The 21,913-nt window shown below is 47.7% G+C and carries 25 protein-coding genes; 18 read left to right on the top strand and 7 right to left on the bottom strand.

The features are described from left to right. Positions 1 to 76: 76 nt before the first annotated feature. The 4 genes from ACO0LF_RS03615 to ACO0LF_RS03600 all read left to right on the top strand — a co-directional run bounded on the left by ACO0LF_RS03615 (position 77) and on the right by ACO0LF_RS03600 (position 2,951). On the top strand, positions 77 to 361 hold the full coding sequence (locus ACO0LF_RS03615; RefSeq protein WP_423011967.1) for a hypothetical protein: 285 nt from the start codon (positions 77 to 79) through the stop codon (positions 359 to 361). A gap of 443 nt (positions 362 to 804) precedes the next feature. Next, positions 805 to 1,254 (top strand): hypothetical protein, encoded by a 450-nt coding sequence (locus tag ACO0LF_RS03610; protein WP_423011966.1) that lies wholly within the window; start codon positions 805 to 807, stop codon positions 1,252 to 1,254. 106 nt (positions 1,255 to 1,360) lie between these two features. Continuing rightward, positions 1,361 to 1,738 (top strand): helix-turn-helix domain-containing protein, encoded by a 378-nt coding sequence (locus tag ACO0LF_RS03605; RefSeq protein WP_423011964.1) that lies wholly within the window; start codon positions 1,361 to 1,363, stop codon positions 1,736 to 1,738. Positions 1,739 to 2,054: 316 nt separating this feature from the next. Further along, positions 2,055 to 2,951 carry a LysR family transcriptional regulator gene (locus ACO0LF_RS03600; RefSeq protein ID WP_423011962.1) on the top strand — a complete coding sequence of 299 codons (897 nt, stop codon included), beginning with the start codon at positions 2,055 to 2,057 and terminating at the stop codon, positions 2,949 to 2,951. Between the two features lie 29 nt (positions 2,952 to 2,980). Here ACO0LF_RS03600 and ACO0LF_RS03595 read toward each other — a convergent pair whose 3' ends face one another. Next, positions 2,981 to 3,820 carry a PDZ domain-containing protein gene (locus tag ACO0LF_RS03595; RefSeq protein ID WP_423011960.1) on the bottom strand — a complete coding sequence of 280 codons (840 nt, stop codon included), beginning with the start codon at positions 3,818 to 3,820 and terminating at the stop codon, positions 2,981 to 2,983. 223 nt (positions 3,821 to 4,043) lie between these two features. Here ACO0LF_RS03595 and ACO0LF_RS03590 point away from each other — a divergent pair, with 223 nt between their 5' ends. The 8 genes from ACO0LF_RS03590 (at position 4,044) to ACO0LF_RS03555 (ending at position 9,313) form a co-directional block, all read left to right on the top strand. Continuing rightward, entirely contained in the window at positions 4,044 to 4,469 is a 426-nt protein-coding gene (locus tag ACO0LF_RS03590; protein ID WP_423011958.1) for a hypothetical protein, read from the top strand. Further along, positions 4,466 to 4,615, top strand: a complete 150-nt coding sequence (locus ACO0LF_RS03585; protein ID WP_423011956.1) for a hypothetical protein — start codon at positions 4,466 to 4,468, stop codon at positions 4,613 to 4,615. The genes ACO0LF_RS03590 and ACO0LF_RS03585 overlap by 4 nt, the downstream gene beginning before the upstream one ends. 174 nt (positions 4,616 to 4,789) lie before the next feature. Further along, entirely contained in the window at positions 4,790 to 4,981 is a 192-nt protein-coding gene (locus ACO0LF_RS03580; protein ID WP_423011954.1) for a hypothetical protein, read from the top strand. A gap of 298 nt (positions 4,982 to 5,279) precedes the next feature. Further along, on the top strand, positions 5,280 to 5,621 hold the full coding sequence (locus ACO0LF_RS03575; protein ID WP_423011952.1) for a hypothetical protein: 342 nt from the start codon (positions 5,280 to 5,282) through the stop codon (positions 5,619 to 5,621). Further along, a complete protein-coding gene (locus ACO0LF_RS03570; RefSeq protein WP_423011950.1) occupies positions 5,618 to 6,319 on the top strand; it encodes a primase-helicase family protein in 702 nt (233 codons plus the stop codon). Before ACO0LF_RS03575 ends, ACO0LF_RS03570 begins: the two co-directional genes overlap by 4 nt. A gap of 26 nt (positions 6,320 to 6,345) precedes the next feature. Beyond that, positions 6,346 to 8,355 carry a ParB/RepB/Spo0J family partition protein gene (locus ACO0LF_RS03565; protein ID WP_423011948.1) on the top strand — a complete coding sequence of 670 codons (2,010 nt, stop codon included), beginning with the start codon at positions 6,346 to 6,348 and terminating at the stop codon, positions 8,353 to 8,355. Continuing rightward, on the top strand, positions 8,355 to 9,038 hold the full coding sequence (locus tag ACO0LF_RS03560; RefSeq protein WP_423011946.1) for a dATP/dGTP pyrophosphohydrolase domain-containing protein: 684 nt from the start codon (positions 8,355 to 8,357) through the stop codon (positions 9,036 to 9,038). The genes ACO0LF_RS03565 and ACO0LF_RS03560 overlap by 1 nt, the downstream gene beginning before the upstream one ends. Next, entirely contained in the window at positions 9,035 to 9,313 is a 279-nt protein-coding gene (locus tag ACO0LF_RS03555; RefSeq protein WP_423011944.1) for a hypothetical protein, read from the top strand. The genes ACO0LF_RS03560 and ACO0LF_RS03555 overlap by 4 nt, the downstream gene beginning before the upstream one ends. Positions 9,314 to 9,648: 335 nt before the next feature. On the opposite strand, the gene phaR is transcribed toward ACO0LF_RS03555, so the two are convergent. The 3 genes from phaR to phaC all read right to left on the bottom strand — a co-directional run bounded on the left by phaR (position 9,649) and on the right by phaC (position 13,011). After that, positions 9,649 to 10,206 carry a polyhydroxyalkanoate synthesis repressor PhaR gene (gene phaR, locus ACO0LF_RS03550; protein WP_110253707.1) on the bottom strand — a complete coding sequence of 186 codons (558 nt, stop codon included), beginning with the start codon at positions 10,204 to 10,206 and terminating at the stop codon, positions 9,649 to 9,651. 303 nt (positions 10,207 to 10,509) lie between these two features. After that, positions 10,510 to 11,250 carry a 3-ketoacyl-ACP reductase gene (locus tag ACO0LF_RS03545; RefSeq protein WP_423001401.1) on the bottom strand — a complete coding sequence of 247 codons (741 nt, stop codon included), beginning with the start codon at positions 11,248 to 11,250 and terminating at the stop codon, positions 10,510 to 10,512. Between the two features lie 42 nt (positions 11,251 to 11,292). Next, complete coding sequence (gene phaC / locus ACO0LF_RS03540; protein ID WP_423011942.1) at positions 11,293 to 13,011, bottom strand: class I poly(R)-hydroxyalkanoic acid synthase; 1,719 nt, start codon at positions 13,009 to 13,011, stop codon at positions 11,293 to 11,295. A 133-nt stretch (positions 13,012 to 13,144) separates the two neighbouring features. Between phaC and ACO0LF_RS03535 the strand changes: the two genes are divergently transcribed. Continuing rightward, the gene (locus ACO0LF_RS03535) at positions 13,145 to 13,387 is read left to right on the top strand and encodes a hypothetical protein (RefSeq protein ID WP_423012453.1); all 243 of its coding nucleotides are present in this window, start codon (positions 13,145 to 13,147) and stop codon (positions 13,385 to 13,387) included. Between the two features lie 18 nt (positions 13,388 to 13,405). Here ACO0LF_RS03535 and pgeF read toward each other — a convergent pair whose 3' ends face one another. Further along, positions 13,406 to 14,209: a peptidoglycan editing factor PgeF gene (pgeF, locus tag ACO0LF_RS03530; RefSeq protein ID WP_423011940.1), complete on the bottom strand. Its 804-nt coding sequence runs from the start codon at positions 14,207 to 14,209 to the stop codon at positions 13,406 to 13,408. Between the two features lie 2 nt (positions 14,210 to 14,211). Then, the gene (locus ACO0LF_RS03525) at positions 14,212 to 15,246 is read right to left on the bottom strand and encodes an RluA family pseudouridine synthase (RefSeq protein WP_423011938.1); all 1,035 of its coding nucleotides are present in this window, start codon (positions 15,244 to 15,246) and stop codon (positions 14,212 to 14,214) included. Between the two features lie 55 nt (positions 15,247 to 15,301). On the opposite strand from ACO0LF_RS03525, the gene ACO0LF_RS03520 reads away from it, so the two are divergent. Then, positions 15,302 to 16,105 (top strand): outer membrane protein assembly factor BamD, encoded by an 804-nt coding sequence (locus tag ACO0LF_RS03520; RefSeq protein ID WP_423011936.1) that lies wholly within the window; start codon positions 15,302 to 15,304, stop codon positions 16,103 to 16,105. Positions 16,106 to 16,186: 81 nt separating this feature from the next. Here the strand turns inward: ACO0LF_RS03520 and yaaA are convergent, their stop codons facing one another. Then, on the bottom strand, positions 16,187 to 16,963 hold the full coding sequence (gene yaaA / locus ACO0LF_RS03515; RefSeq protein ID WP_423011934.1) for a peroxide stress protein YaaA: 777 nt from the start codon (positions 16,961 to 16,963) through the stop codon (positions 16,187 to 16,189). Positions 16,964 to 16,984: 21 nt separating this feature from the next. Between yaaA and ACO0LF_RS03510 the strand changes: the two genes are divergently transcribed. From ACO0LF_RS03510 to ACO0LF_RS03495, 4 genes are all read left to right on the top strand, one after another. Continuing rightward, positions 16,985 to 17,467, top strand: coding sequence for a putative toxin-antitoxin system toxin component, PIN family (locus tag ACO0LF_RS03510; protein WP_423011932.1), 483 nt, complete (start codon positions 16,985 to 16,987; stop codon positions 17,465 to 17,467). Positions 17,468 to 17,722: 255 nt separating this feature from the next. Beyond that, positions 17,723 to 18,475, top strand: a complete 753-nt coding sequence (locus tag ACO0LF_RS03505; protein WP_423011930.1) for a protein phosphatase CheZ — start codon at positions 17,723 to 17,725, stop codon at positions 18,473 to 18,475. Beyond that, positions 18,475 to 20,325: a chemotaxis protein CheA gene (locus ACO0LF_RS03500; RefSeq protein ID WP_423011928.1), complete on the top strand. Its 1,851-nt coding sequence runs from the start codon at positions 18,475 to 18,477 to the stop codon at positions 20,323 to 20,325. Before ACO0LF_RS03505 ends, ACO0LF_RS03500 begins: the two co-directional genes overlap by 1 nt. A gap of 99 nt (positions 20,326 to 20,424) precedes the next feature. After that, positions 20,425 to 21,903, top strand: a complete 1,479-nt coding sequence (locus tag ACO0LF_RS03495) for a protein adenylyltransferase SelO (RefSeq protein ID WP_423011926.1) — start codon at positions 20,425 to 20,427, stop codon at positions 21,901 to 21,903. The last annotated feature ends 10 nt before the right edge of the window (positions 21,904 to 21,913 follow it).

Raw genomic sequence — 21,913 nt, 5'->3', positions numbered from 1 at the left:
TCCCCCGTTTTCCTGTGGTTTAACTTTTACTTAACTGCATCTACACTTCACTCAAATTCAACCTGGAGCCAAGGTAATGACATCTAAAACAGCCGCCGATGAACGACACGAAGCGCAGCAGCAGTTAAATGAATTTCTAAAAAAATCTGACTACTTGAACAGCATGCTTACTAGTCATCGCCTGGCAACCTCACAGGCATTCGCCATCGTTTTGAAGGCTCTGATAAAACACGATCCAACCCTAGCGCCGGTCATACTCGCTGCCGTTGGTCAAATCGAAGCAAAAGCATTTAAAAGCCCGAGCGTTGATGGAGACAGGGCCTTAATTGCAAGAGCGATTCGCGAAGAACTGAAGCGATGAACTTACGATTCGCATTCACCTTGTCGTCAAATGAGAGATCTGGCTCGGGAGGAACATCAGCGTTTGCTGATTGCAGAAGGATGAACAACTTGCGTTCAGCCTCGTTTAGTGGGCCACACATAGCTGTCCAAACTTTTTTTCGATGTACTCCCAATCCATCACGGCTTGAGGACACAATCGCTTGCAGGACACAGTCCCGCCCGATTCACGGTCAATGGAAACGGCCAGTTCAGGACTACACGGTTTTACACCGTAGGAAATCAGTCTCAGAAATCCAATCGACGTGCCACAGCGAGCCGCAAATTCCTTCTTTTGCGGTGCTGTTAACTGTTTTAAGTATTCGAGTAGGTTCATGCCGAAACAATATCATTTGATATTGTTAAAAGCAATAAAAATAATCATTTGATGTTTTACCAAATGATATTCATGGATGAAAATGCCGTATGAACGACGAAATCGCAGAATTACGACAAAAGAAACTCCAGGAGCTGATAGATAGCTTTAGCACTGACCCAGGGAATCGGGCGGCATTTTGTCGCGCCCATGGACTTGATCCACTGCAAATCGGTCAATATTTTACGACTGGTTCCCATGGTAGAAACATCGGTGAGCGTAAAGCTCGTCATATAGAGAAAATGGTAGGATTGGAACCTGGCTGGCTAGATCAAATAGATAGCAACAGGAACAAAACGAAAGCGGCTACGCCCATAGTAAATGAGCAGCCAACCAATGAAAGTCTGAATATTGTCAGCTTGACCTATGTGACAATTGAAGAAATCGAATTACTCACTGCGTTTAGAGAAGCCAACGACATGGGTAAAAATATGTTCAAGGCGGCAATTCTAACCGCACCAAGAGATCAAGCCAGAATCAGGTCTATCAAGAATTTGTAATGATTTATTAATTTTGAAATCGGCTTATAATTCCGATTTCGGGCAAATAGACCGATTTCGGGCTAGCGATTGAGAGAGCAGTCTGCCGTGCGTATAGTTGAGCACCATGACTACAATCGCCGACAGAATTGATATCGCAATGCGCATAGAAGGCTTTAAGAGCCAGGCCGAATTGAGCCGTGCTTCTGGCGTACCCAGTTCAAGCCTGGTGCGCATTTTAAAGTCTGAATCGTTACCGAGTATTGAAAATCTTGTAGCAATAGCTGCTGCATGTGGACGGAGTATCGACTGGATCGTGACAGGTAACGAAAAGACCAATTTCAATTCTCCCGAAGTAAGCCTCTCATATGTCACGACGGAAGAGTTAAAGCTATTAACTCAATTTCGCGAGGCTACCGATATGGGGAAAAATCTCATTCGAACCGCTGGCGACACCGCCCCAAAAGTATCAGCCTTTCGCGGTCCCAACCCGAACAAGTCTTAGCATCGGTTCCTTTTTTAAAGGGTATCCACTAACAAACTCTCTAAGCATCTGTACCGCAAGGGCAAATGCTGCTGGGTCTGTACGCCTTTGAATTTCTTTTAACTCTTGAATTTGATCCTCTGCTCTCATAAAACCTCGTACGACGTAAGTAGTTGTAATAAATATTTCAATATGTGACTTTATAACATGCAAAATTTATATTATGTTACGGAAATTCCGAACCGTTTTCGGAATTTCCGTAACTCTTTCTTTTTTGCAATTGCTTTGATGTTTAAGTCGCGATATAAACAAGCGTCGTTCAGTCGCTTGCATTACTTTGTCATCTACTTTATCACTCGCGGATCTAGAACTCATCCGCGCCTGTGCGGAGGAGCGAACACTAACGGCTGTAGCAGAGCGCATGCATAAGTCACTCTCTACAGTAAGTGGTCGCCTGCTGCTAATCGAAGAGATGCTCGGAGAGACCATTGCTCACAGAAAGCCCTTTCATTTGACAGATGCAGGGGAAGTTATATTAAAAACTGCGGTAAAAATCCACGAAGAATTAAGGTTGATGCATGATGAACTGCGCGACCGTCAAACCTCCCAAGATCGACTAAAGATAATGTGTTCGTCGGTAATCATGCTCAATGATTTACCGCTAGCAGTCGAAATATTACGCACTAGATTTCCGAGTGTTCGATTGGATATTACGTCAGGTAGTTTTAGCGAGATTCAGACCTCTGTATATGAAGGAACGTGCGATGTTGGCCTTCTCGGCCCGACACCACATACAGAAGGGTTAAGCTACATGACATACAAAACAGAACGGCTATGTATAGTCGCCCCGGCAGATCATCAACTTGCACAAGGTAATGGGAAAATAAATTTTATTGACACTTTGCATCACCAATTTATTGGTATGGATATTTCTAAACGCATTACAGAATTTGTAGAACATCATGCCGATATAGCAGGGCTACACATTGACTATCGCGTCATAATTTCAGATTTTCATGCCCAAATTGAAATGGTTGCTCAAACTGGCTACGGTATTGCTTTAGTACTTGAGTCCGCTGCAAATCGTGCTATTAGAACCGGTTCACCACTGAAAAAAATAGAATTGTTAGACAATTGGGCATGGGGAAATTTTGTCTGCTGCACCAAAGAAAATGCACCACAAAAAGAAGTTACAAGGGCTCTCTTAGACATATTGTCAATGACACCCCGGTAATAGGAGTGTCATTGTTCAAGTAATGTAGTTCAGAATTGAACTGGTATTTCCAGTTTTTGCGAAGCACGCATGATTTTGAATTGTACTTTTGCTCCTGCAGGAATTTTACCCAATATATTTTGTAACGATGTTAAGTCAGAGGCGACCTGTTCACCACCAATAGCTTCAATGATGTCCCCAGGGAGTATTCCAGCAGACTGAGCAAGACTATTGCCTTCAATGTTAACGATAACGACGCCTTGAACGCTGGGCAGTTTTGCGTATTGCAAGTATCCGTCGGTTACCGGAACAAACTTAACTCCAAGCTTTGGCTTGCTGTTACTCCTAGATTCTTCAATCTTTGTTGGTAGCTGTGCAAGCTTGCCACGCACATCAGCTTCCACCTCTGTCAATTTCGCTAAAAAAGTCTGCACATGGTCGCTGGGTAGCTTAACAATCAACTGTCCGCCCTTGCCCTGAAACCGGAAGTCAAATCCGTTGTCTTTGTGTCGCTCTATATAGTCCCTTGAAAGCTGAGCTGAGAACTCCTCAACCAATAAGCTTGCGGCTTGAATTCGTCTGTCAATAACACTTACCGTTAATGTATTTCCGTCAATATCCTTCGCTGAATCAAAAAATTTCCAATTGCCTGAGTGATAGTAAACGCGTAGCCACATACTCTCCGCACCTTGGTCTGAAACATTCCCGGCCAAATGTGCCGTCGCGTACGCTGGATTCCAGAAGGAGTTTATATCAGGAACTATAAAGGCAGTAGTAGCGATTCCGGTAGCTTTTGAATACTGATCGTACTTGGCTACCGACACAATATCTTCACCAGCTATCGCCATAGAAGCAACGATATACAAACACAGCGCTAAAAATTTCTTCATCTTGCAAAGCCTTATTTAAATTACTTGCCTAATTAGAAATAAATACGGCAATTACTTCATATTAACAAATTTCCAATTGAGTTAAAAATATCAAAAGATATTGCACTATTCAATATCATTTGATATTCTTCGAATCAATATCAAATGATTGTTTTTAAATTGATAATTAAAATCAAATAATCAGTCATAGATAGATTTTCAATATCACAACACAGGAGTGACCATGAAAACTTTTCTTCAAAGACTGATCGACGAAAACAAACGCCGCTTTGAAACGCGAACAGCCGAGATCGTACGCATGATGAGCGAAATCGAAGCTGCCGAGCCAATAATTAAACAGCTCGAAGCTATGCTGGGCAACGAGCTTAAGGTCAACAGCCAACTCCAAGACAGTAGTTTCTACCCTCGTCCGCTATTTCTGAGCGAGTCCTACTTCAGCCACCATGACCGCCGCTTACACGATTCACTGTTGCTTTTGGGCTTTGTAGAAATCAACCGTCTGGGCATTACAGGTGGATTGTATGACCGGGCCGTATTTACCAAGGACCAAGTGTTTATCTCTATTGATACGGCACCAGGTTATCGCAATCCTGAAAGCCCCGCCCCTGTAAATCAAAAGCGTCGCGCTAGTGACAAGGTGACAGCATGAGCATATACACAGTCACTGTCCGCACTCCTGGTCAGGTTGTCAGCTATCCAGCGATTGCGCCTACTTCTGCCGACGCGATACTCAATGCCCTGGATCACTTCGGTGTAGCGTCTGTTAGCGCCCTCCCATTAGTCGGAGGCCAATAATGCCATTCAACTTTCTGACAAACCGAAAGATACCGACTGAGCTCGCTCCAAAAGCCAGCCCGACAAGTCCAAACCTTGGCATTTTCGCTGGCTTGTACGGCCCAGAATACATCAAACAAAGACAGAAGCCTTCAAAAGTGCAGACGTCTGCACTTTTGAAAAAAAGGAGCTGACATGCTTGCAACTCAGCCAGATCGCGCAGCCCTGGAGGTGGCTTACAGCCATCTCCAGGACAAGACCAAATCACTCGACGACATGCTCAAAGTTCCAGCATTGAGACTGGCCCTTGAAAACGATGCACGCAATCACATGCGCCACCGTAGCCAGTTCGACTCAAAGCTGGCCAGGTGTGGCGAGAAAGACTGACCCCTCATGCCAATTACTTCAAGTTCCACAAACGGCCAAAGTAGCACTGCTTACTTTGCGAGAAACGGCAGAACTTTCTCGATTAGGCAAGCCAACTGCACGGCCAGACTGCTGGAAAAAAGACTCAGGAACGGAGTCTACCAGGAGCAAGAAGATGGTCTCTACAAACGCTGCTCAAAGTGCCGGGACTACTGGCCAGCAGATAGCGAATTTTTTTATACATCAACCCGCGATGATGGCCTGTCTTCATGGTGCAAGGCATGTTCGCTGGAGTGGTGCTCACCTAAAGGAAAAAGACGTGGTAAATCAAGAAATTAAAGTCGGCAGCTATGTTGAATTCGATAGCGATTACGGCCCGCAAAAAGGCGTCGTCACCGGCTTACTCCCTTGCCTTGAAAACGGCAGGCAATTCGCGGCCATCGAGATAGACCATGAACTGGATGGCATTGTATTCAAGATGCCTATAGATACCCTCAAAACAGCCCAGGAGACCTTGAGTTTTATCTTCATGTCCGGTGCATTTAATGCCATGGAGTTAGACCAGGGTGACCGCCGCTTCGCATCGTTTAATCACCAACCGCTCAGCAAATCAGCATGTGATATCTGGGCAAATTCTTTAAAGAAAATGATCACACCATGAACTCACCGTTATCAAAAGTCCACCAAGCAATCGCAGCCGTTAAATCAGCCATTTTTAAAGCCTCGCGCCCCAGGGTATTGCCTAACACACCCATATGCGACCTACTGCTGCACATTTGCAATAAGGATGAAGACTTAGCGCTGTTCGTAGCCAGGTGGATCGCTTTCCCGCTGATCAGAAAAGGCACAAAGATGGATACGGCGTTGGTTGTCATTGGCCCGAACAACGTCGGCAAATCACTGTTCTTTGAACACATTGTTACTCGCCTGCATCCGGAATATGCAAGGGCCACCATTAGGAAAGAAGAACTCCTTGGTAGATTCAACGGCTGGACAGCACAAAAGAACTACGTGGTAGTTGATGATTTCAATCCAATGTGGCAGTCCGATTCTATCGGAAATGAATGCATGGTAAAGGCGTATCTATCCTCAGGTTCTTTCCGTCGCGCCGAAAAAGCACGGGAGCCTGTCTCCCAGGTCAACAGAATGAATTTTGTATTTCTTTCATTCCGACCAGCCGAGACAGAAAGTACACGCCGTTTCATCGTCATAAACACCCCTGAGCCAAGAGAAGAAGAATTCTACGGGAAGCTGTTTGCCAACCTGAGCGATGACGACATAGAAGGCTTCAAGCATTGGCTTATGCATGGCCTAGATATGCGTGGCTTCAATCGCTCAAGCACATTTATCCCATTTTAAAAATCACTCAATATTTCGGAGTAATCATGTCTCTTACTGAATCCACTGCAGTCGCCACCACCGAGCAACACATAGTCGCTTCTGAGCTGGTTGACCAAGGCACGTTTGGCATTTACAGCCTGCGTGACATCCGTATATCAAAAACAAACCGCAAGCGCTTCAACGAGACAGCGCTCCAGGAGCTGGCCGCAGATATCAAAGTTCATGGTGTGGCACAGCCCATACTCATACGCCCGGTCACCCCTACCGATGATGAGCCAGAACCGTTTGAAATCGTTGCTGGCGAACGCCGCTACCGCGCATCCAAACTGGCAGGCGCTGTTTCAATCCCTGCAATGATGCGCGTTTTAAGCGACTCGCAAGCCGCCAAAATGCAGCTCCTAGAGAACCTGCAGCGTGAAGATCCGCATCCGCTTGAGGAGGCTATAGGCTATGAAAATCTGATGATGGCGCATGGTTACAGTGCCGACCAGTTGGTGACAGAGCTGAGAAAGACCAGATCTTACGTTTATGGCAGGCTGAAGTTGTGTTCACTTGCAGCTGACTTGCGTGAAGATTTTTTAGATAACAAATTTCCTGCATCAATTGCTTTGCTAATCGCACGCATCCCAGTGCCAGCATTGCAAAGACAAGCAGCCGATGAAATTTTAGGCGAGTCCGAGGAAGATCAGTTATCAGTGCGAGATGCAACGGCACATCTTCATAAGCGCTTCACTCTGAAACTGGACGACGCCTCATTCAAAACAAGCGATAGCAAGTTACTGCCCGATACTGGTTCATGCATAAAATGCCCCAAACGCACCGGCAACCAGCCAGAAGTTTATGCTGACGCGCACCCAAATTACTGCACTGACCCCAATTGTTTTGAAGAAAAAACAGCGGCAGCATTTAATCAAAAAGTCATTGAAATAGTGAAGTCGGGTATCCCAGTTGTATCAGAGATTGAAGAAGGAGAAACTGAACTTTCCAATGCCAGATCAGTAAAAAATGATACGGCAACAGAAGCCACACAACTGTGGCACATGGCAAGGCGCAAACCATCCACATTAGGGATGACTACCATAGGTCACGCCCTTTTGGGGAAAACTCAACCAACACCTGTACTGAAGTATGTCAGAGCCGCTGACAATAGACTTATCCCTATTTGGAACATACATGACGCACAGGAAGCATTAGAGAAAGCTGGGTACTGCTACACCCTTCTGGATATCGCTACAAAACCATCTGGAACTGCAGCCAGTGTCGCAACAGCTCATACTGTTACGTCTGGCAATGGCACAGTGCTAACTCAAAAAAATAATGATGCGTACTTGGAAAAAATCAGGAAAGAAGACGAACTCAAAGAACGTGCAGCCAAAGAAACTCGCTACCGTGTGGAATTGTATAAGCGCGTCCGTCAGCGCGGCTTCAATGGCTTTAGCTTACAGTCTCTACGCGCATTTGTTAAGCAAATGCTGATTGACGCCAACGACTACGAATTGAACGAAGACGTCTTTAAGGAACTGCCTGGCATCTACCCGTTCATGGACGACTACACCCGTGAAAGTGCTTTTGAATTTATCGATAACGCGCCCCTTGATGTAGTCCAGCTCGTACTAGTGGACCTGGTCTTGTCAGATTCCTTGCTCGTTGACCAATGGTTCATTGAAACAATAGGCAACAGCGACGACAGTTTTATGACTGTTGAAGCTATGGCCAGGGCAGAAGGTATCGACCCAGATCTAATGCGGGCCGAACTAGAGAAACCTGCCGAGCCTGAGCCGCAACCGGGAGCAGCGCCAAAGGCATCAAAACGCGGCAGGCCCGCGAAGACCGCAGTAACCAAAGAAGTTGGCCAGGCCAACGAAGTGCAGGCCACTACTGCCCCCTCAAAGCAAGGAATAACCACAAACATGAGTGTCGCACGGCGCAAAGCAAAACAAGCCGCTACTGAACAAATAGCCGCAGGCGACACCCCCGCACCTCCAAACCAGGAACAAGAACCCCAAAAGCCCAGCGTCAACGCAAGCTGGCCATTCCCGAAAGGAGCAAAATAATGAAGCAATGGATTCTACGTCACTTCAAGTGGTGGATCGCAGGTAAAGAACTGCAAGAAAAAAATGCTCTAATTGCTCTGTTAAAGGAAGAGTTACGCGATGCAAAAGAGTTCGCATTTGTAAGCGGGCTCGATGCAGCAAGGGATGGACCTCACAAGCTGTTTGTCCATGAAGACTCCGATCTTGATGGACTGGAAGGCGATGTGCCATTTTGTCACTTCTATTTTTATTCAGATTCTGGCGATAGCTCTGTCGGCATTCCAGCCAGGCATTACTGGGCATTGTCAGACGATCAGACCAGCACAGAACTGGCACGAATTCTTGACATGCGAAACATCAAAGCAAAAGAAATGATGTATGAAACATTCGATTTCATCCTGCACATGAACCGCCAACGTAACTTTTCTGAATACACATTCGGCCCCGGCCTGCGCACCAAAATGGTCTGTGACCACATCCGCAAAGAGCTTATAGAAGTTGAGGCCGCACCCGTTGACCTTGACGAATGGATAGACATTGTACTACTCGCCCTCGATGGCGCATGGCGAACCGGGGCTACATCGGAAGCCATTGCGGCAGGGCTGTGCGGCAAGCTAACAGAAAACGAATTACGCACCTGGCCAGATTGGCGCACTGCAAATCTTGACAAGGCAATCGAACATATCAAAGGGGAAGCAAAATGATAGGAATACCAAAAACCGACACCCTCGCGCAATCAGTTATAAGCGGAGTTTGCTTTGAAGGATTGACGATCACAACGAAGGATGGAAAGCCTGCACAACTGGCCGTAATCGACGCAGATGGCAACATTGTCGAAAGCGGCGCTGCCGTTGCAAAGGAAGCCTGGAATGTAACGCTCGCCGTTTATAAAAACTTCTTAGTTGGACAAGGCCACCTTCGAATATTTAGCCAGCCACCAGGCTTGAACTTGAATCAAGACCAAGCAATTGCTGCTTAAAAACAACAGGGAGTGTCATATTAAAAAACCCCAGGAAGTTAATCACTTCCTGGGGTTTTTCTCTATGAAATTTCTCAATTATCAAGAGTATATATTAAACATCCTTCGGGCAACCCAGGGACACAAATCCCACCTTGTGGGTAGCAGGCATTTCTTGACGACGAATTTCAGAGATAGACATAGAGGACAATTAATAGCAAATAAGAGCAAAAAGGGTACAAAAGCGAATCCGCTATTGTACCCTTTTTGCCAGCCCAACTTGCCGCATCTGCGATAATTTCCTGAAGAATCAGGGGCTTAAGTCAGAATGCGAGCCTATTCAACTTGAATATCATTTACTTTTTATTCACATCTTCCGGATTGAACGGAAAGACATTGAACATGTTTTTTGCCTGGCTTTGCATCTGTTCTTGCATTTGCACAAACAAATTCTTGCTTTGTTCTATGTAGTTGCCCATCATGCCTTGCATCATTGGGCCCTGCACATTCATGAACTGTGTCCACATTTCAGGGCTGAAGGGCTTGCCTTCATAGATGCCCTTGGAATTTTCGGCCAGCTTGTTTTGGATATCGATAAAGGCCTGGACGTTTTTTTCCAGATAATTGCCCATCATGCCTTGCATGGCATGGCCATAGTAGCGAATGATTTGCGACAAAACGACACTGGAGAACATGGGCGAACCGCCCGCTTCTTCTTCCAGAATGATTTGCAACAATATGCTGCGCGTCAAATCCTCGCCTGTTTTTGCATCAACTACGGCGAAATCATCGTTTTCCAGTACAAACTGCTTGACGTCCACCAGCGTGATATAGCTACTGGTTTGGGTGTCGTACAGACGACGGTTAGGATATTTCTTGATCAGATGCTGTGATGATTTTTTTGCGCTATTCATTGAGATCTCAGTTAAACACTTCGATATCCTGCTACTTGAAGAGAATCTCCCTTCAAAGTAACACAGACTATTCACGCAAACATGATTTCCTGTTCTGGATCAGCCAAAACAGCTAGCCATGTTTGTCCCCTTTTTTTTATATCTTGTATTTTGCAGTCAGCAAAAGATATGCCCATCGAAATCTTGCGACTCTGATGGGCATATTTTACCGCACTGCAGAAGAAAGACAGCAATCAGGGAGGCTAAAAAGCCAATTTAAAAAATTTATTCTAATTTCTGGTCATTCCTGAGTTATCGCGGCGATTACCCCATGTGTAAACCACCATTGATGGAGAAGTCTGAACCAGTAGCATAACCACCTTCGTCAGATGCAATCCAGGCAACAATAGAAGCAATCTCTTCAGGCTCAGCCAGACGTTTGACGGGGATGCCAGCCACAATCTTCTCCAATACATCAGGACGTATGGCCTTGACCATATCTGTACCGACATAACCTGGAGAAACCGTATTCACAGTCACCCCCTTGGTTGCCACTTCTTGTGCCAGGGCCATGGAGAAGCCATGAATACCTGCTTTAGCAGTGGAGTAATTAGTCTGACCAAACTGACCTTTTTGACCATTCACAGAAGAAATATTGATAATACGACCCCAACCGCGGTCTACCATGCCATCAATAACCTGTTTGGTGACGTTGAAGAGGGAATTCAAATTGGTGTCCATGACAGCATCCCAATCTGCCTTGCTCATCTTGCGGAACTGGCCGTCACGGGTGATACCGGCATTGTTCACCAGCACATCCACTTCACCAATTTCTGCCCTGACTTTTTCAAAGGCTGCCTTGGTTGATTCCCAATCTGAGACATTTCCTTCAGAAGCATGAATGTCCAGACCTTCAGCACGCATATCGGCCAGCCATTTATCTTTGCGGGCCGAATTGGGGCCGCAACCTGCAACGACTGTATAGCCGTCTCTGCACAAACGTCTGCAAATTGGAGTTCCAATACCACCCATACCACCAGTAACATAAGCAACACGTTTTGACATACTTGTTCTCCTCATTGAAATTTATTACTTAACGACAAACCTTCAATCTGCTCTTACCTTGACGTAGCGTCCCGGTGCATCCTCAATTGCTGGAAATTCTGCATTACCGGGAACTGTTGGTATTTTTACCATTTTACCACCATGTTCCGCCAAAAAGGCTGACCATTCTGGCCACCAGCTACCTGGGTGTTCGGTAGCACCGGCCAGCCAGCTCTCTGAATCCAGACCGGTTTGCTCATTGGTCCAGTAACTTCTTTTTTTCTTGGCAGGCGGATTAACGACGCCAGCAATATGGCCGGAGGCACCCAGCACAAAACGGTTCCTGTTTTTATGACGTGGATTCAGCAAGGCGGTGGAAGCAAAAGCTGCCTGCCATGGCACGATATGATCCTCACGCGAGCCATAGATAAAGCAAGGCGCATCAATTTCCCCCAGATCCACTTTACTACCCGCTACCGTCAATGCCCCCGGTTGCTTGAGTTTGTTTTCCAGATAGGTATTGCGCAAATACCAGCAAAACATAGGACCAGGCAAGTTGGTACTATCAGCATTCCAGTACAAGAGATCGAAAGGCGGCGGCGCCTCGCCCTTGAGGTAATTCGACTGCACATAATTCCAGACCAGGTCATTTGCCCGCAAGCTGGAGAAAGTGCTGGCCAGGTCTTTACCCGGCAAAATGCCACGGCGACCTATGCTTTGCTCACGCAGATTGACTTGCATTTCATCGACAAACACATCAAGCACGCCGGTCTGCGTGAAGTCGAGTAAGGTGGTCAATAAAGTCAGGCTGCTGGCGGGATGCTCTCCACGTGCAGCCAACACTGACAAAGCCGTAGAAACAATCGTGCCGCCTACGCAAAAGCCAAAGGTATTGATCTTGTCCTGTTTGCTGATCTTTTGAACGACCTTGATGGCCTGTATGGCACCATCTTCTATATAGTCATTCCAGCTAACTTCGGCCATGCTTTCATCAGGATTCGCCCAGGACACCAGGAACACTGTGTGCCCTTGATCGACGGCATAACGCACGACCGAATTCTCAGGCTGCAAATCCAGGATATAGAACTTATTAATACAAGGCGGCACCATCAACAAGGGACGGTGATGCACGGTCTTGGTGGTTGGCTGATATTGAATCAGCTGGAACAAATGGTTCTCATAGACCACGGTACCGGCCGAAGTTGCGACATTCTTGCCAACTTCAAAGGCTGATTCATCTGTCTGGGAGATGCGGCCTTTCTGCATATCGGCCAGCATTTGGGTAATGCCTTTGGCCAGACTCTCGCCTTTACTCTCGATCAGCTTGCTTTGCGCCTCAGGATTAGTGACCAGGAAATTGGCTGGCGACATGGCGTCAATCATTTGCTGCACTGCAAAACCGATTTTCTGTTTTGTCTTGATTGGGGCTTGCACAGACTCTGCCATCGCCATCAAAAAGCGTGCATTCAACAGATATGAAGCTGCACTATAAGAGTGCATGGCATGGTTATGCCAATCTGGCGCAGAAAAACGCCTGTCTTTCAAATCAGGGATTTTGGATACGGCAAAGTCTTGCCATAGCTTGCCAAACTCTTGCATATACTCCGTTTGCAAACGGGTCATGGTGGCCGGGTCTATCTGCGCGCCCAAGTCCTTCAGCATATCCGCTGCCGGCATGGGATTGATTGCTGCAGCAGGTTTCATCCACTCCTGCCATTTATCTTGATTCACTAGCTGTGACATCCACTCGGAGTACATAGCTTGAGGATCGAAAGTCTTCATGCGTGCCTCCTGATTTTCGCGTATCGTTTCGAAATAATTTTGAGCTTTCTTTCTCGTATTAATTAAGCTGCAATACAGTATCTTCTATTGCATGCGCACATCAAACACCTATCAAATTCAAATAAAGGTTTTTATGTATATCGTTGCAATCGCCTGGATTTATGTCGTACTGATGATGTCGATCACTGAACATACAGTAATCGCAGGCATCATGACTTTCCTGCTGTATTGCGTTTTTCCTTTAACAATAGTTTTATACCTGATGCGCACGCCACAGCGCAAGCGCGAACGTCTGGAAAAACAAGCTGCACTGCAAAAACAATCTGAGGCCACCACAATTTCCGGAGCCAATCAACAAACCGAAAACGAAGCCTGACCTGCCTCAGTTATCAACTTAGTTCTGCGCCATCCAAATCAGGCTGGCCATCCTGCCGCTGACACCATCGCGACGATAGGAATAAAACTCCGTCGCCTCTTTCACTGTACATCTGTCCCCACCATACACATGATGTACATGTATATCGTTTAGCAATTTTCTTGCCAGGCTGTAAATATCAGCCAAATATTTTTCAACATTACCCGTCCTGGCTTTCATCTGAAAATAAGGCCGTATATCAGTCAGCTGCGCAGCAAAGGCATCAAGCACATCAGGTCCGACCTCAAACGCTTGTGGACCTATCGCTGGACCCAGCCACGCAATAATCTCCCCTGCCCCCTTGTCACGCATGGCTTGCACGGTATTTTGCAACACCCCGGAAGCCAGGCCACGCCAACCAGCATGTGCTGCCGCCACGACCTTTCCGGTAACATCAGTGAACAAAACTGGCAGGCAGTCCGCCGTCAGCACTGCGCAGACCATGCCTGGCTGCGTCGTCAATACGGCATCAGCGACATTTCCAGAAGAGAGATTTGCTGCATCAAGTACTATATTGCCATGCACTTGTGATAAGAATATGACATCCGACGGCAATTGACGATTTAATTTATTCCGATTCTGCTTTACAGCAATGGGATTGTCGTTGACATGGTCACCGAGATTGAGACCGGCGCTGCCGCTTATATCTCCATAGGGACCAAGACTGAACCCGCCGTGACGGGTGGTGGTGAACGCCCGCACGTTTGCGGGCGCGTGCTGCCAGTTGGGCAGCACCACGGGGAAAGAAGCAAGATCAGTGATGTTCTTGCTGTCTGATTTCATACTTATTTAGCGATCAACTGTATGCCAGCCTGCAGCAGCAATGCTGCAAAATCATCAGCCAGAGGGATTTCCCATTCCACATGCTCACCCGTGGTCGGATGCGTCAAGCCCAGCTTGCGCGCCTGCAGAGCCTGGCGCGGGAAGAAGCGCGCCAGATGCTGCTTGCCATACAAAGGATCGCCTACCAGTGGAAAGCCGAGCGACAACATGTGCACACGTATTTGATGGGTGCGGCCAGTTTCCAGTTGACAAGCCACCAGGCTGACTGGGAATTTCTCCAGCATGCCAGCAGCTACGCGCTGGAAATGAGTCACTGCGGGTTTGGCAAGCATGCTTTGAGAAACTGCCATCTTGATACGGTCACGCGGATGCCTGGCCATAGGTGCATCGACAGTGCCAGACAAATTCGGCGTACCCCAGACCAGAGCATAATATTCACGCTTGACTGTCCGGTCCTGTAATTGACGAACCAATTCAGTGTGCGCGATCAGGGTTTTGGCGACAACCATCAAGCCCGAGGTATCTTTATCCAGCCTGTGCACAATCCCTGCACGTGGCACGCCCAGCAAAGCTGGCCAACGATATAGCAAACCATTTAATAAAGTTCCCGACCAATTACCTGCTGCCGGGTGCACGACCATGTCAGCCGGTTTATTAATGACCAGAATGTCGTCGTCCTCATACACCACGTTCAAAGGGATATCTTCTGGTGCATAAGCACCCTCGTCAGGTGCGGCCTGCGGTTCAATAACTATTTTTTCGTCACCCAACATGGTCATTTTGCCACGACCCGGCTTACCATCGACGCTGACAAAGCCTGCTTCTATCCATTGCTGGATACGACTTCTGGAATATTGGGGAACCAGTTTGGACAAAGTCTTGTCCAAACGCTCACCACAGGCTTCTGATGTGAGCTTTATTTCTATATTTTCGACTACTGGCGAAAAATCTTCGTCCACTTCGGTGCTATCGTTCAGCTCTTCAAATTCAGTCTCCAAGTCGGAATCTGACAAAATCACTGTAGTAGTTTGTTTCACATTTTTTGCCATCGGCTATAATCCGTAAATTGTTTTCATGCTCACGCACAAATTTATGCACATTAAATCTTTGAAATTGCTGGTTCTGGCTGTTGCCGCGTCCTTAAGTTTAAGCGGCTGCGGGGTGTTTGGTGATAAGGGCGATGAGACCAAAACCTGGTCAGCATCAAAATTATACGCTGAAGCAAAAGACGAAATGTCTAGTGGGAGCTACGAAAAGGCCATTCAGTACTTTGAAAAACTGGAATCTCGCTTCCCTTTTGGTACTTACGCACAACAAGCGCAGATGGAAACCGCCTACGCTTATTATAAACAAGGTGATCAAGCCCAGGCTTTGGCAGCAGTTGAACGCTTTATCAAGCTGCATCCTAATCATAGCCATGTAGACTACATGTATTATTTGCGTGGCGTCATCAACTTCAATGACCAGGTTGGTTTGTTGAATTTCCTGGCGAACCAGGACATTACCGAACGCGACCCAAAAGCCTCTCGCGACTCTTTTGACGCCTTCAAACAGCTGGCAATTCAATTCCCAGACAGTAAGTATACGCCAGACGCGATCTTGCGCATGAAATATCTGGTGAATGCACTGGCGCAGTATGACGTGCACGTGGCACGCTACTACCTGCGCCGTGGCGCCTACCTGGCATCTGCCAACCGCGCCCAGTCAGCCATCAAGGAATATCCTGATGCGCCTGCAATTGAAGAAGCCATGTTTATCCTGATACGCTCCTACGATGCCATGGGCATGACAGAGTTGCGTGATGATGCGAACCGCGTCTTCCTGCAAAACTTCCCGAAAAGCGACTTCCTGACAGGCAAAGCTCGCTTAAGCACCAGTTGGTGGAAGTTCTGGTAATAATGTAATCTCAACATCCACCAGAAATTAGTTGCATCTGGTGGATGTTGTGCTGTCGTCAGGCCTCAATTTAACCCCAAGTTAGCCTTCAATATTCCGTCGGAATACCCAGCGTGACTTGGTCGATTCCATTTTGCAGTAGGCATACCCCTCTTCGGCAAAGGCCTTCAAGTCTTCTGCCTTGCGGATGCCGTTCTGTGCGCAATATTTAGCCATCACCCCCCTGGCGCGCTTTGCATAGAAAGAAATGATCTTGTATTGACCGTTCTTATAATCCTGGAACACAGGTGAGATCACTGGCACACCCAGCAAGGCTGGTTTAACAGCTTTAAAGTATTCATCAGAAGCCAGATTGACCAGAGACTGTGACTTTTGTTGCTGAATAACATCACTCAGTAACAAACTTATTTTATCGCCCCAAAAGGCGTATAAATTTTTGCCTCGGGCATTATTGAGGCTAGTCCCCATTTCCAGTCGATACGCTTGCAAAGCATCCAAAGGGCGCAATAATCCATACAAACCAGACAAAATACGTAGATGATTTTGCAAGTACTTTACTTGTGGCGCATTCAGGCTGGCAACATCCAAACCTTCGTAGACATCGCCATTAAACGCGAAAACTGCCTGCTTGCTATTCTTTGGCGTAGCCTGCACTTGCCAGTCAGCAAAACGTTGAACATTGAGTTGCGCCAGAGCCGGAGAGATATCCATCAGCTCAGCCAATTGATCGGGCTGGTAATTTCTGGCAATGTCGATCAACTCCTTGGCCTCATCCAAAAAATGGGGCGCAGTCAAAGTTCTGCTCTTCACAGCAGTGTCAAAGTCCAGACTCTTGGCTGGAGATAATACAATGAGCATAAATTGAATTTAAAGACAAAAATGACCGACATCATACCTAAGCGCGTAGTGATTGACACCAACGTCTGCCTGGATTTATTTGTTTTCAAAGACCCCAGGTGGTCTGTTCTGCTTGAAAGTCTCCGCAACGGGCAGATACTAGCCCTCACTCGCAGCGATTGCCGGGATGAGTGGCTGGCAGTGTTAAGCTACCCCCATCTTGCAGCCAGGCATGACAGCGCAGAGGCGGTGACTGCCTTGTTTGATGCCTATATCACATGCATCACGCCAGCCGAAATCTCTCCCAGCAAATTACCGGTTTGTAGCGATAAGGATGACCAGAAATTTCTGGAAATTGCACGCGACATACAGGCCGAAGTATTGATCACTAAAGACAAGGCTTTACTCAAACTGGCCAGAAAAATGAAACAGGCAGGCATGTTCAAAATCGAGACGCCGGAACAATTTTTGCGAACTTACGTAAAAGAATGTGACAAAACTGCATCGGGAGTAACAAAAGAATGACAAATTTTATTACTCTGAGTTATTCTTCGGTAATGTCCTGCTACTATGAACATGAGTAAAAAGCCGTCTCGTTCATGCATGAAATTTACGCCCGAATTTATTGAAATGAAATTGGGAAAATGACCGGAGTCCATGCGGAAGCTTAGTATCTGAATGGCAGCAACTATCAGATGATTTCTGCATACTCTCGCTGACACACCGTGACATTTGTGAAGCTTACACAATGATCAATGCGATTATGGAGAACCAAGGACTATGACCGATTCAGCAGATGATCTGGACGCATTGTTTGAAGAAATGGCCAATCAGCGCCAGGAAACCAATGTAGAGCCCCCTTCTTCAGGAGCAGCCGTAGTTGCGAGCAGTCCCGCACCTGAGCCGCCGCCCGTCAAATTCAATCTCCATAACGATGACGCAGACTCAACCAGACCCATGTTTGACCGCCTGGGCGGCCTGGTCAGAATGCTGCACGATTCCATGCGTGAGCTGGGCTATGACCGCTCACTGTCTGATGTTGCCGAACAAATTGCCGATGCCCAGGGGCGGCTGGAATATGTCGCGACCCTGACCGAACAGGCCGCGAACAAGGTCTTGAATGCCACAGACCTTGGCATGCCAGAACAGGATGAATTGGCGAAAAAAGCCAAATCCATGGATGCCCGCTGGACAGATTTATTTGAAGGCAAACTTAGCGTTGATGAATTCAAGGCTTTGGCCAGCGATTCCAAAACCTTTGCCAACACTGTGCTGGCTGCCACCGATGCTGAAAAAGCGCGCTTGCTGGACATTATGATGGCGCAGGATTTCCAGGATTTGACTGGTCAACTAATCAAGAAAGTCGTAGGCATCAATAAACGTGTCGAGCATGAACTGGCACAAATACTTTTGGACAATGCCCCATCTGACTTGAAAGAAAAAGCAGTAGAATTGATGGAAGGCCCTTCCGTCCCGAACGCAGCGTTGGAACAGGATGATGTAGATAACCTACTTGATAGTCTGGGTTTCTAATGGATGACATGCTCAAAGAATTTGTCGTCGAAGCGCTCGATCTGGCGACCAATGTAGAAGAACATCTACTGTCACTAGAGCGCAATCCCGGCGACATGAATACGCTTAATGCCGTATTCCGATCGTTCCATACGATTAAGGGTGGCGCAGGTTTCATGAATTTGAGCGCCATGGTGTCGGCCTGCCATTTGACCGAAAATCTCTTCGATGCACTGCGCACAGGGCAAGTCCCCGTCACGCCAGAAGCCATAGAAGCAGCTCTCGAAGCCAGTGGCTTTGTCGCTGACCAGCTCACTGCCCTGAATAATGGCACCGAGCCGGACAAGCTGTCGACCATGCCCAAGTCGCTGGAGAAGATGCTGACGGACGCTATAGAAATGAAAGGCGTCAGTAAAAAAACAGCTGCAGCAAAACCAAAGGCGCCCGAAGCCCCCAAAGCGGTTGAAAAAGCCGCCGCGCCAGTGGCTAAAAAAGAGAATACCGGGGAAGTTGACTGGGACGCCTATTATCGCGCCGTAACACCGCCAGGCACCTTGCCAGACGTAGAAGTCGAGGCTGAAGCCAGCGAAAGCGAGGCAGAAGAAGTACATGCGCCAACGCCAAGAGAAGAGACCGAAGCTGTCAAATCCTCACTCTCAGGCGGTGAAGTCAAGCAGAGTGCACCGGCAAAAGAGGAAAGCATACGCATTGATGCGGTCAAGCTGAATGTCTTGCTGGAAGTTGCTGGTGAGTCTGTACAAGCAGCCAATCAAGCTGCGGTCTTGCTGGAAAAACTCTCGCAATTCAAGTTTGACGGGCAAGCAGCGCCTTTGATGTCAGCATTGACCGAGACCTTGACGCGTGCCTCACGTTATTCTACCGAGTTGCAGCGTGCTACTTTGGCGACACGCATGCAGCCTGTAGGCCGCTTATTCCAGAAATTCCCCCGATTGATCAGGGAACTTGCGCGTGACCTCGGCAAAGAAGTCGATCTGAATATTGCGGGTGCCGAGACTGAGGTAGATCGCGTCGTCGTTGACAGCTTGTACGACCCCCTGGTCCACATGCTGCGCAATGCACTTGACCATGGCATAGAAACCGCTGAAGAGCGCATCAATGCCAATAAATCACCGCGCGCCACGATTTCACTGAAAGCCTGGCAGGAAGCCAGCAGTGTCATGATAGAAGTGACCGATGATGGCAAGGGCATGGATGCACAAAGATTGCGCGACAAAGCCGTCTCCAAAGGCTTGATCAATGCGCACGATGCCCGTACCGATGACGAAGCGTTCCAACTGGTATTTTTACCAGGCTTCTCCACCAAAGAAGTAGCCTCCAGCGTGTCTGGTCGCGGTGTTGGTATGGACGTGGTAAAAACAGCCGTCGAGCGCCACCGTGGAGCGATCCGCATTGCCTCGCAATTGGGTACCGGCACCACCTTCCTGATACGCTTGCCAATTGAATTATCCATCGTACCAACCATGCTGGTCCGCACTGACGGTGCGTCACTGGCACTGCCTATGGCAACCGTACAGAGGGTAGTTGAATTGCCTGAGACTTTTGAAAGTGTGGGTGGCCAACCAGTCTTACGCGATCTTGGCAGACCATTACCAGTCAAATCTCTGGGCAAGGTGCTGGGATACACACCGTCTTCCGAGCGGGTTGGTATCGTCATCGCCGCCCCCAGCCCCTATATTTTGTCAGTTGATTCGGTAGATGGCACGGCCGACCTGGTGATCAAGCCTTTGACCTGTATCAGCACGCCGGGCATTACGGGTACAGCCCGTTCTGCCGAAGGGGAGTTGGTATTGGTGATCAGCCTGTCCTTCCTGCTTGATGGATGCAAGATGCGGGAACGCATCACCGCTTGAACTTGTCGGCAGTAAAAAAATAGCAAATCCCTCCAATAAACGCATTTTGATCAAATCTGTCAAAATGCGTTTATTCTTTTTACAGCCATATGGCGCGTCATGACCACTCCCCCACTCTCTCTGCAAGAATTCGTGCTGGAGAATAAATTTGCCCATCTCCCACCGCATTTCTTTACTCATCTTTCTGCCAGCCCTATAGAGCAGCCGTATCTGGTGGCGGCTAGTCCTGAGGTTGCTGCACAATTAAACCTGGACCTGACCAAGCTGAATACGCCGGAATTTCTTGATTATTTCTCTGGTAATCAAGCACTGCCTGGCAGCAAGCCTTTGGCAGCTGTTTATTCAGGCCACCAGTTTGGGGTCTGGGCAGGCCAGTTAGGCGATGGGCGTGCGTTACTGCTAGGCGGCACATCGCATGCTGGCCAGCATCTGGAAATACAACTGAAAGGTGCTGGCATGACGCCTTATTCGCGCATGGGTGATGGTCGTGCCGTATTGCGCTCTTCCATACGTGAATTTCTATGCTCGGAAGCGATGGCAGCATTGGACATTCCTACTTCACGCGCACTCTGTGTCATCGGTTCCGACCAAATGGTTTTCCGCGAAACGCCGGAAACCAGCGCCGTCGTCGCCCGCGTAGCTCCCAGCTTTGTACGCTTCGGTTCATTTGAGCATTGGTACTACCAGGACAGGATGGATGATTTGCGCTTGCTCGCAGACTATGTCCTAGCGCAGTCTTACCCAGAACTGCAGGCAGAAAATAATCCATACCAGGCATTGCTTGCCACCGTTACCACACGCACTGCCGAACTGATGGCGCAATGGCAAGCGGTCGGCTTTATGCATGGGGTCATGAATACCGACAATATGTCCATCCTGGGGCAGACCCTGGACTATGGTCCATTCGGTTTTATGGAAGCCTATGATGAAAAACATATCTGCAACCATACCGACCAACAAGGACGCTATTCCTACCGCATGCAGCCAGCCATAGGCAATTGGAATTGTCAGGCCCTGGCCCAAGCTTTATCGCCGCTCATAGGCAGTGTCGACGATACCAATGCTGCACTGAGCCATTATCCCGCGGTTTATCGACAAAAATGGTCAGCGCTCATGCATCAAAAATTTGGCCTGAAGACACATCACGAAGCTGACTTGGCCTTATTTGCAGATTTTTTCACTTTGTTACAAAGTAATCATGCTGACTTCACCCTGAGTTTCCGTCATTTGAGTAAGCTTTCGAACCAGAAATCGACCAAGGATGAGCTGCTGCGTGATTTGTTTCTGGACAGGGATAGTCTGGACATATGGCTGCTGAATTACCGGGCGCGTCTGGCAATGGAACAAAGTGACGAGCAGACACGTCAAACCAGTATGCTTGCAGCCAATCCCAAATATATTTTAAGAAATTATCTTGCGCAGCAGGCGATAGAAAAAGCGCAAAAGAAGGATTTTTCAGAAGCCAGGACATTATTGAGCATTCTGGAAAACCCCTATGACGAACAAGAGGAACACGACGACTATGCAAGCTTGCCGCCAGACTGGGCAAAGCATCTGGAAGTCAGTTGTTCATCCTGATACAAGGAAA

Source organism: Undibacterium sp. Di27W, from assembly GCF_049340345.1.
Classification (GTDB): domain Bacteria; phylum Pseudomonadota; class Gammaproteobacteria; order Burkholderiales; family Burkholderiaceae_D; genus Undibacterium.
This window is presented reverse-complemented; position numbering and strand designations above follow the sequence as displayed.